Origin of the sequence: Streptomyces sp. NBC_00503, from assembly GCF_036346895.1 — a bacterium.
In the GTDB taxonomy this organism is placed as follows: Bacteria; Actinomycetota; Actinomycetes; order Streptomycetales; family Streptomycetaceae; genus Streptomyces.
Window position 1 is genome coordinate 3,048,398 of the sequence record NZ_CP107855.1, and the last position, 14,884, is coordinate 3,063,281.

Genomic DNA, 14,884 nt, shown 5'->3' on the forward strand with positions numbered 1-14,884 from the left:
TATCGCGCTGATCACGGGTACCAGGCTATCTCGCCCCACCCCCGACTCGTCATGAGCTGTATGTGTACAAATCCGGGGGTGGAACTTTGACACTCTGGACAGCGACGGGCCCCCGCGTGCGTGCAAGTGGCTAATCGGCCGACTCTCGAGCAGCGCGTACGGCCTCCGCCAGGGTGTCCACGACGGGGACACCGGCTGATTCCAGACTGCTGCGGCTGTGTGAGCCGCCCGTGTAGAGAACAGCCCGCGCGCCCACGTGCGCGGCGGCCAGCGCATCGTCCACTGCGTCTCCGATGAGCACCGTACGCCCGGCCGTCACCCCCGTCCCCTCCAGGGCCTCAAGGTGGCGTACGAGGTGTCCCGCCTTGGTGGTGTGGGAGGGCCCGATGCGGCCGTCGACGCGCAGGAAGTGCCCGTCGATGCCGTGCGCCCGGACCAGCGGGACCAGCTTGTCGTGGGGCGCCAGCGACAGCAGGGACTGCGTGAGCCCCTCGGTCTGCCAGTCGCGCAGCAGCTCCCCGGCCCCGTCCGCGAGTCCGGCTCCATCGGCGGCGGCCCAGTAGTGGCGGTGGAAGGTCTCGTCCATGACGGTCCACTCGGCGTCCGTGGGGAGCCGGCCCATGATGCGCTCGTAGAACTTGGGAACCGGTACGACGTACAGCTCGCGGTACGTCTCCAGGGTGATCGGCGCGAAGCCGAACTCGGCGAAGGAGGCGTTGGTCGCGGCTATGACCGCGTCGATGTCGTGGAGGAGGGTGCCGTTCCAGTCCCAGACGATGTGGGGGTCCTGCGGTCTCACTTCAGCAGCCCCTCAATCTCCTGGATCCCGAACCAGAGCAGCTCGTGGTCCTCGGCGCCGTCCACGGCGAACTGTGCGTCCTCGTCGCCCAGGTCGGCGGCCGCGAGGGCCTGCACGGCCGCTGTCACGTCCTCGAGGGCCTCCGGGGCGTCCACGTGCACGGCGGCGGCCACGGCGAGCCGTACGGCCCCCGCGAGGGCCACCTGGCCGAGGGTGGCCTCGTCGACCCCGGGGGTCGCGGCGGCGGCCTTGTCGTCCACGTCCACCGCGACCACGACCCGCTTGCGGGGCGCGGTCCCGTCCTCGGCGAGCATCCGCAGGCTGGCGGCGGCGGCCCGGCCGAGGGCGGCGTACTCCAGCTCCTCGATGTCGTCCGACACGTACCACTCGCGCAGGCCCGGCGTGACGGCGTACGCCCGCAACGGAGCCGGACCCAGCTCACCCGCCTCGTGCGCCTCGGCGAGCCCGGGAAGGGTCAGGGGGACGTACACGCGCATGGCCGGCTGCTTTCGGTAGTCGGAAACGCCTTCAGGATACGGCCGTTCCCCGACGGGACTCCGTCCGGTGACGGGTCCGTCCCCCTTCGGGGTGCCGGGGCGGGAGCGGGGGCCGTCAGCTTCGCTCCGCGCGGGGCGGCGCCGGGAGCGCGGGGGCGGCGGGCACCCACCACGGATAGGTGAAGGCGGGCCGGGCCCGCGGCGGGGCGGCGGGGCCGTTGCGGAGCGTGTTCGCGGGCCCGTAGAAGTCTGCCTACCAAGTTACCGCCCGGTACCGCACCGGGCCCGGACACCTCGGGGACGGCCCTCATGAGCACCAGGATCACCAGGACCGGCAGGACCGGCAGGAACGCGGTCCGGCCCCCCGGCCGCCACGACCAGCGCCGCCCGCCCGCCACGATCCACCGGGGCCCGCACCACTGGTTCGCCGACCGGCTGCTCGCGGTGCTCAGCGGGCTCCGCCCGGTCCACTCGCTCATGGGCCACACCGTCGGCCCCGCCTACGACCAGCTGATCACCCTGGCCTCCCCGGCCACCGCGGACCCGGCGGCCGCCACGGCCGACGCCGGCCCCGTCCAGGACCGCCCGCGCCCCGTCATCCGCCAGTGCGGCCGCTTCACCCCCGGCCCGGGGGTCATCGAGGCCTTCGCCCGCATCGCGACGGGCGACCGACTCACCGCGCTGGCCTTCCGCCTGGAACAGGGCCCCGACCTGCGCTGGCGCTGCGCGGCCGTCGAACTGCGCGGCCCGCGCCCGTGAGGCCGCGCCGCAGGCGGCCCGCGCGGTGCACGGGCGAAAACGGCCGGGGCCGGACCCCCGTCACGAAGACGTGGTGTCCGGCCCCGGCGGGTCCGCCGCGAACGGCGGAGGGGTTGCTGCCCCGGTTACTTCTTGCGGCGGCGGCCGCCCGCGGCCTTCGCCGCCTTGCGGCGCTCCGCCCGCGTCATCCCGGACTCGTCGTCCCCGGACTCGGACTCGAAGTCACCCTCGACGACCCCGCCCTCCCCGTCCACCGTGGGCGCGGAGAAGTGCAGCCGGTCCGGCCGCTGCGGAGCGTCCAGGCCCTTCGCCCGGATCTCCGGCTTGGCCAGGGACGGGCCCGTGGCGTCCGCCACCGGCACCTCCTCGACCTGCTGCTCGACCTGGACCTCCAGGTTGAACAGGTAGCCGACGGACTCCTCCTTGATGCCTTCCTGCATGGCGTTGAACATGTCGAAGCCCTCGCGCTGGTACTCGACCAGCGGGTCCTTCTGGGCCATCGCCCGCAGGCCGATGCCCTCCTGCAGGTAGTCCATCTCGTAGAGGTGCTCGCGCCACTTGCGGTCCAGCACCGACAGCACCACGCGGCGCTCCAGCTCGCGCATGATGTCGGAGCCGAGCGTGCTCTCGCGCGCCGCGTACTGCTCGTGGATGTCGTCCTTGACGGACTCCGCGATGAACTCGGCGGTGATGCCCGCACGGTCGCCCGCCGCGTCCTCCAGCTCCTCGACGGTGACCTTGATCGGGTAGAGCTGCCGGAAGGCGCTCCACAGCCGCTCCAGGTCCCACTCCTCGGCGAAGCCCTCGACCGTCTCGGCCGTGATGTACGCGTCGATCGTGTCGTCCATCATGTGACGGATCTGGTCCTGGAGGTCCTCGCCCTCCAGCACCCGGCGGCGCTCGGCGTAGATGACCGTGCGCTGGTTGTTGAGGACCTCGTCGTACTTCAGGACGTTCTTGCGCGTCTCGAAGTTCTGGGTCTCCACCTGCGACTGGGCCGAGGCGATGGCACGGGTGACCATCTTGTTCTCGATCGGCACGTCGTCCGGCACGTTCGCCATCGACATCACGCGCTCGACCATCTGCGCCTTGAACAGGCGCATCAGGTCGTCGCCCAGCGACAGGTAGAAGCGGGACTCGCCCGGGTCGCCCTGACGGCCGGAGCGGCCGCGCAGCTGGTTGTCGATGCGGCGGGACTCGTGGCGCTCGGTGCCCAGCACGTACAGCCCGCCGAGCTCCTTGACCTCCTCGAACTCCGCCTTCACGGCCGCCTCGGCCCGCGTGAGCGCCTCGGGAAGGGCGTGCGCCCACTCCTCGATGTGCTCCTCCGGGTCCAGGCCGCGCTGGCGCAGCTCGGCCTCGGCGAGGTCGTCCGGGTTGCCGCCGAGCTTGATGTCGGTACCGCGGCCGGCCATGTTCGTGGCGACCGTGACGGCGCCGCGGCGGCCGGCCTGGGCGACGATCGAGGCCTCGCGCTCGTGCTGCTTCGCGTTCAGCACCTCGTGCGGGATGCCCCGCTTGGAGAGCTGCTGCGAGAGGTACTCGGACTTCTCGACCGAGGTGGTGCCGACCAGGATCGGCTGGCCCTTCTCGTGCTTCTCCGCGATGTCGTCGACGACGGCGGAGAACTTCGCGACCTCGGTGCGGTAGATCAGGTCCGCCTGGTCCTTGCGGACCATGTCGCGGTTGGTCGGGATCGGGACGACACCGAGCTTGTAGATCTGGTGGAACTCCGCGGCCTCGGTCATGGCCGTACCGGTCATGCCCGACAGCTTCGAGTACAGGCGGAAGAAGTTCTGCAGGGTGATCGTGGCGAGGGTCTGGTTCTCGTCCTTGATGTCCACCCCTTCCTTCGCCTCGATGGCCTGGTGCATGCCCTCGTTGTAGCGGCGGCCGGCGAGGATGCGGCCGGTGTGCTCGTCGACGATCATGACTTCGCCGTCGATGACGACGTAGTCCTTGTCGACCTTGAACAGTTCCTTGGCCTTGATGGCGTTGTTGAGGTAACCGACGAGCGGGGTGTTGACCGCCTCGTAGAGGTTCTCGATGCCGAGCCAGTCCTCGACCTTGGCGACACCGGTCTCGTGGATGGCGACCGTGCGCTTCTTCTCGTCGACCTCGTAGTCGCCGGTCTCCTCGATGCCCTTGAGCGGCTGGCCGGCCTCGCCCTTGGTCAGGCGGGTGACCAGCTTCGCGAAGTCCGCGTACCACTTCGTGGCCTGGTCGGCCGGGCCCGAGATGATCAGCGGGGTACGGGCCTCGTCGACGAGGATCGAGTCGACCTCGTCGACCACGGCGAAGTTGTGGCCGCGCTGGACGAGCTCGTCCTGGGACCACGCCATGTTGTCGCGGAGGTAGTCGAAGCCGAACTCGTTGTTCGTGCCGTAGGTGATGTCGTTGGCGTACTGCTCACGGCGCTGGGCCGGAGACATGTTCGCCAGGATGCAGCCGACCTCGAGGCCGAGGAACTTGTGGACCCGGCCCATCATCTCGGAGTCGCGCTCGGCGAGGTAGTCGTTCACCGTGATCAGGTGGACGCCCTTGCCGGACAGCGCGTTCAGGTACGCCGGGAGGGTGCCGACGAGGGTCTTGCCCTCACCGGTCTTCATCTCGGCCACGTAGCCGAGGTGCAGGGCGGCGCCGCCCATGATCTGGACGTCGTAGTGACGCTGGCCGAGGACGCGCTTGGCGGCCTCGCGGACCGTCGCGAAGGCCTCGGGCAGCAGGTCGTCCAGGCTCTCGCCGTCCTGGTAACGCTGCTTGTACTCGTCCGTGAGCGCACGCAAGTCGGCGTCGGAGAGGTTGACGAAGTCCTCTTCGATGGAGTTGACCTGGTCCGCGATGCGGTGCAGTTTTTTGAGGATCTTGCCTTCGCCTGCACGCATGAGCTTGTTGAAGACGGACACCGAGGTTTGTCTCCTTGCCGGTCGGGCCTGGCACTGGTTCGTACACGGGCACGGAGGGTGGGCCCCACCGCAACGGCCATCGTAAGCGAGGACGCGGTCGCGTCGGGAGGCCCGCACTCTGTGCGGGGCAGGACTGCCCGGAATGAGAACGTGTGGGGGGCGCCGAAGGTGCCGGTGTGAGCGCCCCCTCTTGCCGGCCCCTCTTGTCGAAAAACTGTTCGCCGGGGGTACCGCGCGCCGGGAGAATCCCTGCCATGGACCCGATCACCCTGACCACCGAACGCCTCGTACTGCGCCCGCACCTCCCCGCGGACACCGACGAGGTGCACGCGGCGTGCCAGGACCCGCTCATCCAGCGCTACATCTCCGTACCGGTCCCGTACGGGCGCACCGACGCCGAGGCCTACGTGACCGGGGTCCCTGGCAAATGGCAGGACGACTCCGAGTACAACTTCGCGGTCCGCCTCGGCGCCGACGGCCCGCTCGTCGCCACCATCGGCCTCGCCCCGAGGGGCGACCACGCCCACGAGGTCGGTTACTGGGCCGTCGCGCAGCACCGAGGCCGCGGCTACCTGAGCGAGGCCCTGCCCGCCGTCGCGCGCTGGGGCTTCACCGAGGCCGGCTGCGTCCGGATGATCTGGCGGGCCGCCGTCGGCAACCACGCCTCCCGCGCGGTCGCGGAGAAGGCCGGCTTCCTCGTCGAAGGCGTCAGCCGCGCGGGCATGGAGACCCGCGGGACCCTGCGGGACTGCTGGACGGGCGCCCTGCTGCCCTCGGACCTGTCCCTGCCGAGCCGCCTGCCGTACCTGCCGCACCCGTCGGCATAGCCGTCTCCATCCCCGTCGACTGTCAGTGGGCGCGTCTAGGGTGCGGTCATGACGACCGCCACACCTTCGCCCCTCCCGCTCTCCGCCGACGAGGCCCGTCGCATCGCGCTGCGCGCGCAGGGGTTCATGGGGGCGCCGGACCGGCGCGGCGGGGTACGCGGAGTCCTGCGGCACCTCGGCGCCGTCCAGCTCGACACGATCTCCGTACTGGCCCGCTCCCACGAGCTCATCCCGTACGCGCGCCTCGGCGCGGTCGGCCGCTCCGCCGTCGAAGCCGCGTACTGGTCGGACCAGCACGCCTTCGAGTACTGGTCGCACGCGGCCTGCATCCTGCCCATCGAGGAATGGCCCCACTTCGCCTTCCGCCGCCGGGCCCGCAAGGCGCGCGGCCGCCGCTGGCACGTCCTGGAGGACAAGGACCGCTCGACGAAGACCGTCCTGGACCGCCTCGCATCCGAGGGCCCGCTCACCTCCACCGAGCTGGGCGGCGCCAAGAACGGCGGCGAGTGGTTCGAATGGTCCGAGACGAAGATCGCGGTCGAATGGCTCCTCGACATCGGCGAGGTCGTCTGCACCGAGCGGCGGGGCTGGAAGCGGGTCTACGACCTCCCGGAGCGCGCCGTGCCCGGCCGGCTCCTCCACGACGACCTGGACGACCGCGAGTGCATGCGCCGCCTGGTGGCCCTGGCGGGGCAGTCCCTGGGCGTCGGCACTCGGGCCGACATCGCGGACTACCACCGGCTGGCGGGCGCGCAGTTCGACGCGGTCGTCGCCGACTCCGGCCTGGTCCCGGTGGAGGTGGAGGGCTGGGGGAAGCCTGCCTGGGCCGACCCCGCGGCCCTCGCCGAGGCGCCCCGCGGCCGCCACCGCACGACCCTGCTCTCGCCCTTCGACTCCCTGGTGTGGGACCGGCCGCGCACGGAGCGGATCTTCGACTTCACGCACCGGCTGGAGGCGTACGTCCCCAAACCGAAGCGGATCCACGGCTACTTCGCGATGCCGCTGCTGGCGGGCGGCCGCCTCCAGGGCCGGGTGGACCCGGCCCGCGAGGGCACCACCCTCGTGGCCCGCCAGCTCTCCCTGACCTCACCGAAGGCGGCCCGCCCCATGGCGGAGGCCCTCCGGGAGGCGGCGTCCTGGGTCGGGTGCGACGCAGTGCGCATCGAGCGGGCGGGCTCTCCCGAGGAGGCCGCGGCGGTCTCGTCGGAGCTGGCCGCCCTCTGAGGCGGCCGGGCTCACTCCGAGGCAGCCGGCCTCACTCCGAGGAGGCCGGGACCTCTCCCAGGAGGCCTGGCCCCCTACCGGATCTCCAGGATCTTCTCCCGCATCGCGTACACCACCGCCTCCATCCTGGAGTGCAGCTGCAGCTTCTCCAGGATGTTGCGCACGTGGTTCTTCACCGTGTTCTCGGAGATGAACAACTCCTTGGCGATGTCACGGTTGTTCATCCCGGTGGCGACGAGCTTGAGGACTTCCAGCTCCCGGTCCGTCAGCCTCGGCGCGGGCACCAGCCGCCGCTCGTCGGTCCGCTGGATCATCGACTTGAACTCCGTCAGCAGCTTCGAAGCCATCGACGGGCTGATCTGCGACTGCCCGTCGGCCACCGCCCGGATCGCCGTGGCGACCTCGTCCGTGGAGATCTCCTTCAGGAGGTACCCCGTGGCGCCGGCCTTGATCGCGTCGTAGAGGTCCGCCTCCTCGTCGCTGATCGTCAGCATGATGATCTTCGCGGAGGGCGCCACCTCCTTGATCGAGGTGCACGCCTCGATCCCGCCGCGCCGCGGCATCCGCACGTCCATCAGCACGATGTCCGGCAGCAGGTCCGCCGCCTTGTCCACGGCCTCCGCGCCGTCGCCCGCCTCGCCGACGACCTGGATGTCCTCCTCCTGCGCGAGCACGATCTCCAGTCCGCGCCGGAAGAGCGCGTGGTCGTCGACCACGAGCACCCGGATCGGTTCCGCGGCCTGGTTTTCCTCACGGCAGCCCGCACCGTCGTCAACGCGCACCGGCCCGAAGCTGTCCGCCATCGTTCCTCCCCCTGCACCGCATGTGCTGAGCTGCTGGGTCAATCCGACGGGAGCGGCCGTCGGCTGACTGCCCGACATGATTCCATGCCCAGGTAACCGGGTGGGGGCAGACGATTACAGGCCGGTGATTCCCGGCCATCCCCGCAGACGGGTGCCCCCGCGCCCGCCGAAGCGAACGCGGGGGCACCGCACGGACATCCGGGATGCGCGGCGTCAGCCGCCGAGCGCGCCACCCGCTCCCGCGCCGTCGAGCTCACCGGAGCTGGAGGCGGCGTCGGAGGCGTTGAGGTGGATCACGCCGTAGTCGTAGCCGTGGCGCCGGTAGACGACGCTCGGCATCTTGGTGTCGGAGTCGACGAACAGGTAGAAGTCGTGACCGACCAGTTCCATCTCGTACAGGGCCTGGTCGAGCGACATGGGTGCGGCCGAGTGGGTCTTCTCGCGGACGATGAGCGGGCCGTCGCCCTGCACTTCCAGCGATCCGATCCGGGTCGTCGGAATCGCGTCCGTCTTCTCGCCGTTGACCGGCTCGCCGCTGCCGTTGAGGGTGGCGGCGTTCGGGACCACGTCGGCGACCTCCGCCGCCGAGAGCCGTCCGGCGCCGCGCCGCGTGTAGCGCTTGTCGTGCTGCTTGCGCAGCCGGGCCTCCAGCTTGTCCTGAGCGAGGTCGAGCGCCGCGTACGCGTCGGCGGCGGAAGCCTCGGCACGAATCACCGGGCCCCGCGAACGCAGGGTGATCTCCACGCGGTCGGAACGGTCGGCCTGGCGCGGGTTGTGCTCCTTGGACACCTCGACGTCCAAGCTGATCACCTTGGCGTCGAGCTTCTGGATCCGCTCCGGATTCAGCTTCTCGGCCACGTGCTTGCGGAACCGGTCGGGCACCTCGGTCTTACGGCCCTTGACGACGATGTCCACGCAGAACTCCGTTCCCGGATAGCTCCGCCCCAGGGGCGAAGCGTCTCCCTTTCGCACCAGACTCCGGTGAACACCGGAGCCCCGGACTTGGCGACTTCCACCTCCTCCTCCCCCATCGGCAAGGTCTACACCCCACCGACTTCGGAGTCGAGAGACAACCTCTGACACGAAGATTCCGAAACGTACGAACGCTCGAAACGTGCGCTCCGATGCGTGGGGCCCAAGGCTCGCCAATTCCTTACAACCGAACATATCCCTCTATGCCGGTTGTCGGCACCCGCTACCGGAACGTACCTCCGTTCAGGTGGCCGTTCCCTCTTACTACCTGCAACGATGCGCCTTCCCCGCCAGTTCCAAATCTATTCACAAGTTTTTTGCTCTGTACGAGTTGCGGACCGGATTTTGCCCGCCCCTCGCACGAACGCGTCCGCCGCCGCGGCCACCACCGCGGCCCCGCCCAGGGGGCCGATCCCGGCCGCGCGCAGCGCCCGCGCCGCCTCCGCCAACGTGGCTCCGGTGGTCACCAGGTCGTCCACGACCACGATCCGCTGCGCCCCGGCCGTCACCCGTCCGGCGCCCGGCCGGACCTCCAGGGCCCCGGCGAGGTTCTCCCGGCGCTGCGCCGCACCCAGACCCGCCTGGTCGGCCACGGCCCGCCGCAACCGCAGTACGGGGGCCACGCGCGCGGGCACCCCCGCCCGCCGCAGCCGCGCCGAGGCGGCCAGCGCGATCCTGTGCGCCGGATCGTGGCCGCGCGCCCGGATCCGGTGCCGTGCGGAGGGCACGGGAACCAGGGCCACTTCCCCCGCCACTCCCTCCCCCTCCCCGCCCACCCCACCCGCCCCGCCGCCGCCGCCGGCGCCCGCCCGGACCGCCGCCGCCAGGGCCGTGCCCAGGGCGGCGGCCAGCGGGAGCGCGCCGCGCTCCTTGTGGGCCAGCACGACGGCCCGTACGGCCCCCTCGTACGCGGCGGCCGCATGCACCACGGGCAGCCCCGCGGGGCCCGGAGACGGGCGTACGGGGCCCGTCCCGGCCCCGCTGAGCTCCGACCGGCAGGCTCCGCACAGCGCCACCCGGACGGCCCCGCAGCCGGCGCAGTCGACCGGCAGGACCAGCCCGGCGAGCTCCGCCACGAGACCCGTCAACGAGCCCGCCGCCGAGCCCACCACCGAGCCCACCAACAGGCCTGCCCCGAGACCCTGCCCGGGGCCCGCCGTCAGTGCCCGCCACCGCTGCCGCATGGCTCCACTCTGCCGGGCGCAGGCAGGGCGGTGCCACCCCTGTGGACAACCAGGGGTGGCACCGTAGAAGCATGGAGAAAGGGCAGGTCAGCCCGGGTAGACGGGGGCCTTGCCGCCCGCCGCCACCGTGCGCCACTGCGCCCCCGGCGGCAGCCACACGATCCCGTCCTCGCCCGAGAACGCGACCACCGGCTTCTTCTCGTCCTCGCTCGCCGCGACCGCCTCCAGCCCGGTCGCGCCCGGCAGGCCGGCCCCGACCATCGAGCCGTCGGCCAGCATGTACCGCGCCTGCACGACCCCGCCGCTCTCGCGGCCCACCACCAGCAGCCGGCCGCGCGGCGCCCAGCTCATCGCCGTCACATCGGCCAGTTGCGGCGCGGCCGGGCGCAGCTCGCGCACCGAGACCGCCGGACCGTCGCTCTTGCCGTCGGGGCGTTCGATCCGCCCGATGAAGAGGTTCTTGCGGCTCTCCTTCTGCACCAGCAGCGCGATCCGCACGCCGTCGGGCGAGGTCTTCAGCCCGGTGATCCGGCCGCCGTCGAGCCCCGACACCGCCACCTTCTCGGCGGGTCCGGAGCCGTGGGGCAGCCGCCACAGCGTGGGGGTCTGGTCGTCCTGGTCGGCGATCCACAGATCTCCGGCCGCGTCCCACGAGGGCGCGGTGAACCCGGCCGGCTTGGATCCCTTGGCGGTCAGCAGCGGCTGCGGCACGGGTCCCGCGGTGGTCAGGTTGACCACGTACAGCCCGTGCGCGTCCTCGGAGACGACCGCGGCGCGCTTCTCGTCGTAGGTGATGGCGGCGGAACCGACCTTGAAGGGCGGGTTCCCGGAGAGCGGACCGGGGACCGGGGACGGCGGGTCCTGCTGCTCCTCCCGGTTGGGGTCCAGGCTCATCCGCATGAGCCGGCTCTCGTTGTCCACGTAGTACTGGTGGCCCGGCGAGAGCGGCCGGTTGGCGACCACGGCCGCGGCGGCCTCGGTGACCCAGCACGACGAGGACTTGCCGTCGGAGCGCAGGAGTTCGACCCGGTCGACCCGGGAGCCCGTCAGGTCCTTGACGGTGTACAGGAGTTGGGTGGCCATCTTCTGGCACTGCGGCTGCGCGACGTTGTCGGCCTTGACGTTCAGCGGTACGCGCAGCGTGTTCTGGCCGTCGTACGAAAGGGACTTGGTGCCTTCGCGCAGCTCCGTACCGCTGGGGAAGCTGGAGGTGACCACGGGCCCGAGCCACTTGGACGGGCCTGCGAGCAGCGATTTGACGGTCTGGGTGGTGGGGTCCATCCGGGAGTCGGGGTCGCTGCGCTGGCGCACGTAGACGGGGTCGGCGACGAGCGTGCCGCCCGCGAAGTAGTACTTGTTGACCGGCATGTAGATGCGCTGGAAGTCGGACTCGCTCAGGACCAGGCTGCTGGGCGGGGTCGCGATCCGCCACTGCTTGTTCTCCTGCGTGAGCTGGAGGAACTCCTCGTAGCGCTTGCCGCCGGTCTCGGGCTGGTACGCGCTGCGCTCGTCCACGGTGGCCAGCATCTTGCCGGCGACCTTGAAGCGGGGCGCGGCGGGGTCCTTCTCGCCCTGTACGGAGAACCGGTCGAGGCCGGCCGAGAGCACGGTGACGGCCGCGCCGGGCTTCCAGTTCTTCGCGGCTTCCTCGGTGAGGTACTTGCGGGCGGTCTGGAGCTGCGGATCGTCGCTGGTCATGGCCTCGAGGAAGCCGTCGACGATCTCCTGCGGGCTGGCCCGGTCGGCCGGGGGCACGCCGAAGACGCGGACCTGCGAGTCGACGCCCTGCGAGACCTGCACGGGCCGGATCTCGCCGTGGTCGGGCATCGAGGCGCAGCCGGCCAGCAGCAGTCCGGCGGTGGCGAAGGCGTAGGTCCGCAGCGTGCGCAGCCGGCCCCGCCGCTTCGGGGCGCTGCCCGCCCGGCCGGGCCGTGTTCCCGGTTCAGCGTCCATTCGACCCACCGGTTCCACGCGATCCGCCCTCTCGGTCTGCTGTCCCCGTCGTCCCGCCCCGTCCACCTGTCGGCGGCTGCGGTGGCTGCTGCTCGGCGGGCCGGGTGACGACCCGGGCCCCGCTGCCCGGCAGCGCCGTCGGGTCGGCCGGTACCGGCATGGCTCCGGCCACCGCGGAGCGCGGCGGGATCGGGGACCGGTCGGGCCGGCCGGCGGGTTCCCGGGACGCCGAGGGCGCCAGTGAGCCCTCCGCGGCGGCCCTGGCCCGGTTGGCCCTGGAGTCCTCGGGTTCCAGCGGGATCGGCGATCCGCGCAGCGGTTCGTCGGCGGTGCGCGGCAGGGTCAGGCGGAACTGGGAGCCGCCGCCGGGCTCGCCCCAGGCCTGGAGCCAGCCGCCGTGCAGCCGGGCGTCCTCGACGGCGATGGACAGGCCCAGGCCCGTACCGCCGGTCGTGCGCGCCCGCGCGGGGTCGGCCCGCCAGAAGCGGTTGAAGACGCGGGTGGCCTCGCCGGGCTTGAGCCCGACTCCGTAGTCCCGTACGGCCACGGCGACGGCGCCGCCCGCCGAGGCGAGCCGGATGACCACGTCGCGGCCTTCGCCGTGTTCGACGGCGTTGACGACGAGGTTGCGCAGGACCCGCTCCACGCGCCGGGCGTCGGCTTCGGCTATCACCGGCTGGGTGTCGCCGAGGACGCGGATCCGGGTGTTCTTGTGTTCGGCGAGCGGTTCGGCGGCGTCGATGACGCGGTGTACGACGTCGCGCAGGTCGATCGGCTCCGCTTCCAGGGCGGCGGCGCCCGCATCGAAGCGGCTGATCTCCAGCAGGTCGGCGAGGAGCGACTCGAAGCGGTCGAGCTGTCCGGCGAGGAGTTCGGCGGAGCGGGCGGTGATCGGGTCGAAGTCGGCGCGGGCGTCGTGGATGACGTCCGCGGCCATGCGGACCGTGGTCAGCGGGGTGCGCAGCTCGTGGGAGACGTCGGAGACGAAGCGGCGCTGCAGCCGGGAGAGGTCCTCCAGCTGCTGGATTTTGTTCTGGAGGTTCTGGGCCATCTTGTTGAAGGCTTCGCCCAGTCGGGCGATGTCGTCCTCGCCGGTGACCTTCATCCGCTCCTGGAGCCGCCCGGCGGAGAGCCGCTCGGCGATTCCGGCGGCCATCCGGACGGGGGTGACGACCTGGCGCACGACGAGCCAGGCGATGCCGCCGAGGAGGACCACGACGAAGAGTCCGGCGGTGGCGATGGTGACCTTGACCAGGTTGAGGGACTCCTCTTCCTGGGTCAGCGGGAAGAGGTAGTACAGGTCGTAGGGGTCGCCGTTGATGTCGGTGAGGCGCTTGCCCACGACGAGCGCGGGCTGGGCGGCCTTGGCGCCGGCTCCGGCGGTGTAGCGGACCTGGGAGAAGGTCTTGAAGGCGCCGGTGGCGTGGTTGACGGCCCGGCGCAGGTCCAGGGGGACGCTGGCGGTCGGGTCCACGTTGCCGGAGGCGCGGGCTCCGCGGACGCCGAGGGCGCCGCGGCCGGGGGGCTGTTCCTCGCCGGTGCCGGTGCCCGCGCCGAGGGCGGCGACCTCGAAGGCGCTCTGCCCGCCGCTGGCGAGCTGTTTGACGAGGGAGTTCATCCAGGTGCTGGCGTCGCGGCCGACCTTGTTGTCGGAGGCGTCGGTTCCGTCCACCGTGTACGGGGTGTTCGCCTTCTCCTGTGCGACCGCGAACCCGCCCGCCGCCTGGCTCTGCGCGGCCTCCTCCTTGGCGTCGAGGAGGCCCTTGCTGACCTGGGCGATGACGACGAAGCCGAGGGCGAGGACCACGGCGAGGGAGATCAGGAGGGTTGCGGCGACCACCCGGAGCTGGATGTTGCGCCGCCAGAGCCGGACAGCCGGAAGCAGCGGCCGGCGTACGAGGCGTACGAACAGCCGCGGCACGGGGCTGCCGGCCGCTCCGTCGTGGAACAGCCGGCCGCCCCGCAGCGCTCCCCAGCGGGAGCCGCCCCGGGGCCTGCCGGGCTGCATGTCAGCTGGGTCCGGCCTTGTAGCCGACACCGCGCACCGTCACGACGATCTCGGGGCGCTCCGGGTCCTTCTCGACCTTGGAGCGCAGTCGCTGGACGTGCACGTTGACCAGGCGGGTGTCCGCCGCGTGGCGGTAGCCCCAGACCTGTTCCAGCAGGACCTCGCGGGTGAAGACCTGCCAGGGCTTGCGGGCGAGTGCGACCAGCAGGTCGAATTCGAGCGGGGTCAGCGCGATGGAGGCGCCGTCCCGCTTGACCGAGTGCCCGGCCACGTCGATGACCAGGTCACCGATGGCCAGCTGCTCGGGGGCCGGCTCTTCCGAGCGGCGCAGGCGGGCGCGGATGCGGGCCACCAGCTCCTTCGGCTTGAACGGCTTGACGATGTAGTCGTCGGCCCCGGATTCCAGGCCCACCACCACGTCCACGGTGTCGCTCTTGGCGGTGAGCATGACGATCGGTACGCCGGACTCGGCGCGGATCAGCCTGCACACCTCTATGCCGTCCCGTCCGGGCAGCATGAGGTCCAGCAGGACCAGATCCGGCTTCGCCTCCCGGAAGGCAGCCAGTGCCTTGTCACCGTCCGCTACGAACGACGGCTCGAAACCTTCTCCCCGCAGCACAATGCCGAGCATCTCGGCCAGCGCGGTGTCGTCGTCGACGACAAGGACGCGTCCCTTCATGGTTGACATCATCCCATTAGCTAATCGTTACCTGGCGGTGAGCTGTCCCACAGCCAAAGGGGCTGGAAATCGCCCCTCCGACCTGCGTGCGTTTGCGCGTGGACTTCCGCGTGGCCATCCACGTGGACTTCTGCTTGGAGATCAAGGCGCCCAGTGTGCCCCGGATCCGCACGACAAATGAAGGTGCGGACGGCCCGGGATCCAGGGGACGCCTGGTCCGTTCGAGGTTGTCACATGGCACGATGGCAGCCGGACCAAGCGCCCCGCACTCTG

The 14,884-nt window shown here is 71.4% G+C and carries 12 protein-coding genes; 3 read left to right on the forward strand and 9 right to left on the reverse strand.

The features are described from left to right. Window positions 1-130: 130 nt before the first annotated feature. Window positions 131-799, reverse strand: coding sequence for an HAD family hydrolase (locus tag OG490_RS14200; RefSeq protein WP_330296649.1), 669 nt, complete (start codon window positions 797-799; stop codon window positions 131-133). Then, on the reverse strand, window positions 796-1,296 hold the full coding sequence (locus tag OG490_RS14205; protein WP_330296650.1) for a DUF6912 family protein: 501 nt from the start codon (window positions 1,294-1,296) through the stop codon (window positions 796-798). Before OG490_RS14205 ends, OG490_RS14200 begins: the two co-directional genes overlap by 4 nt. A 309-nt stretch (window positions 1,297-1,605) precedes the next feature. On the opposite strand from OG490_RS14205, the gene OG490_RS14210 reads away from it, so the two are divergent. Continuing rightward, a complete protein-coding gene (locus OG490_RS14210) occupies window positions 1,606-2,055 on the forward strand; it encodes an Rv3235 family protein (RefSeq protein ID WP_330296651.1) in 450 nt (149 codons plus the stop codon). 125 nt (window positions 2,056-2,180) lie between these two features. Here OG490_RS14210 and secA read toward each other — a convergent pair whose 3' ends face one another. Beyond that, a complete protein-coding gene (gene secA, locus OG490_RS14215; protein WP_330296652.1) occupies window positions 2,181-4,961 on the reverse strand; it encodes a preprotein translocase subunit SecA in 2,781 nt (926 codons plus the stop codon). A 254-nt stretch (window positions 4,962-5,215) separates the two neighbouring features. Between secA and OG490_RS14220 the strand changes: the two genes are divergently transcribed. Continuing rightward, window positions 5,216-5,788, forward strand: coding sequence for a GNAT family N-acetyltransferase (locus OG490_RS14220; RefSeq protein ID WP_330296653.1), 573 nt, complete (start codon window positions 5,216-5,218; stop codon window positions 5,786-5,788). Window positions 5,789-5,836: 48 nt separating this feature from the next. After that, window positions 5,837-7,012 (forward strand): winged helix-turn-helix domain-containing protein, encoded by a 1,176-nt coding sequence (locus OG490_RS14225; protein WP_330296654.1) that lies wholly within the window; start codon window positions 5,837-5,839, stop codon window positions 7,010-7,012. A gap of 74 nt (window positions 7,013-7,086) precedes the next feature. Here OG490_RS14225 and OG490_RS14230 read toward each other — a convergent pair whose 3' ends face one another. The 6 genes from OG490_RS14230 to mtrA form a co-directional block, all read right to left on the reverse strand. Next, window positions 7,087-7,815 (reverse strand): response regulator transcription factor, encoded by a 729-nt coding sequence (locus OG490_RS14230; protein ID WP_330296655.1) that lies wholly within the window; start codon window positions 7,813-7,815, stop codon window positions 7,087-7,089. Between the two features lie 213 nt (window positions 7,816-8,028). Further along, the gene (gene hpf, locus OG490_RS14235; protein WP_443065813.1) at window positions 8,029-8,730 is read right to left on the reverse strand and encodes a ribosome hibernation-promoting factor, HPF/YfiA family; all 702 of its coding nucleotides are present in this window, start codon (window positions 8,728-8,730) and stop codon (window positions 8,029-8,031) included. Window positions 8,731-9,089: 359 nt separating this feature from the next. Next, window positions 9,090-9,971 carry a ComF family protein gene (locus OG490_RS14240; protein WP_330296657.1) on the reverse strand — a complete coding sequence of 294 codons (882 nt, stop codon included), beginning with the start codon at window positions 9,969-9,971 and terminating at the stop codon, window positions 9,090-9,092. An 87-nt stretch (window positions 9,972-10,058) separates the two neighbouring features. Then, a complete protein-coding gene (locus tag OG490_RS14245; protein ID WP_330296658.1) occupies window positions 10,059-11,924 on the reverse strand; it encodes an LpqB family beta-propeller domain-containing protein in 1,866 nt (621 codons plus the stop codon). Further along, a complete protein-coding gene (mtrB, locus tag OG490_RS14250) occupies window positions 11,914-13,932 on the reverse strand; it encodes an MtrAB system histidine kinase MtrB (RefSeq protein ID WP_330296659.1) in 2,019 nt (672 codons plus the stop codon). Before mtrB ends, OG490_RS14245 begins: the two co-directional genes overlap by 11 nt. A 1-nt stretch (window position 13,933) precedes the next feature. Next, the gene (gene mtrA / locus OG490_RS14255) at window positions 13,934-14,623 is read right to left on the reverse strand and encodes a two-component system response regulator MtrA (protein ID WP_189747360.1); all 690 of its coding nucleotides are present in this window, start codon (window positions 14,621-14,623) and stop codon (window positions 13,934-13,936) included. Window positions 14,624-14,884 lie beyond the last annotated feature (261 nt).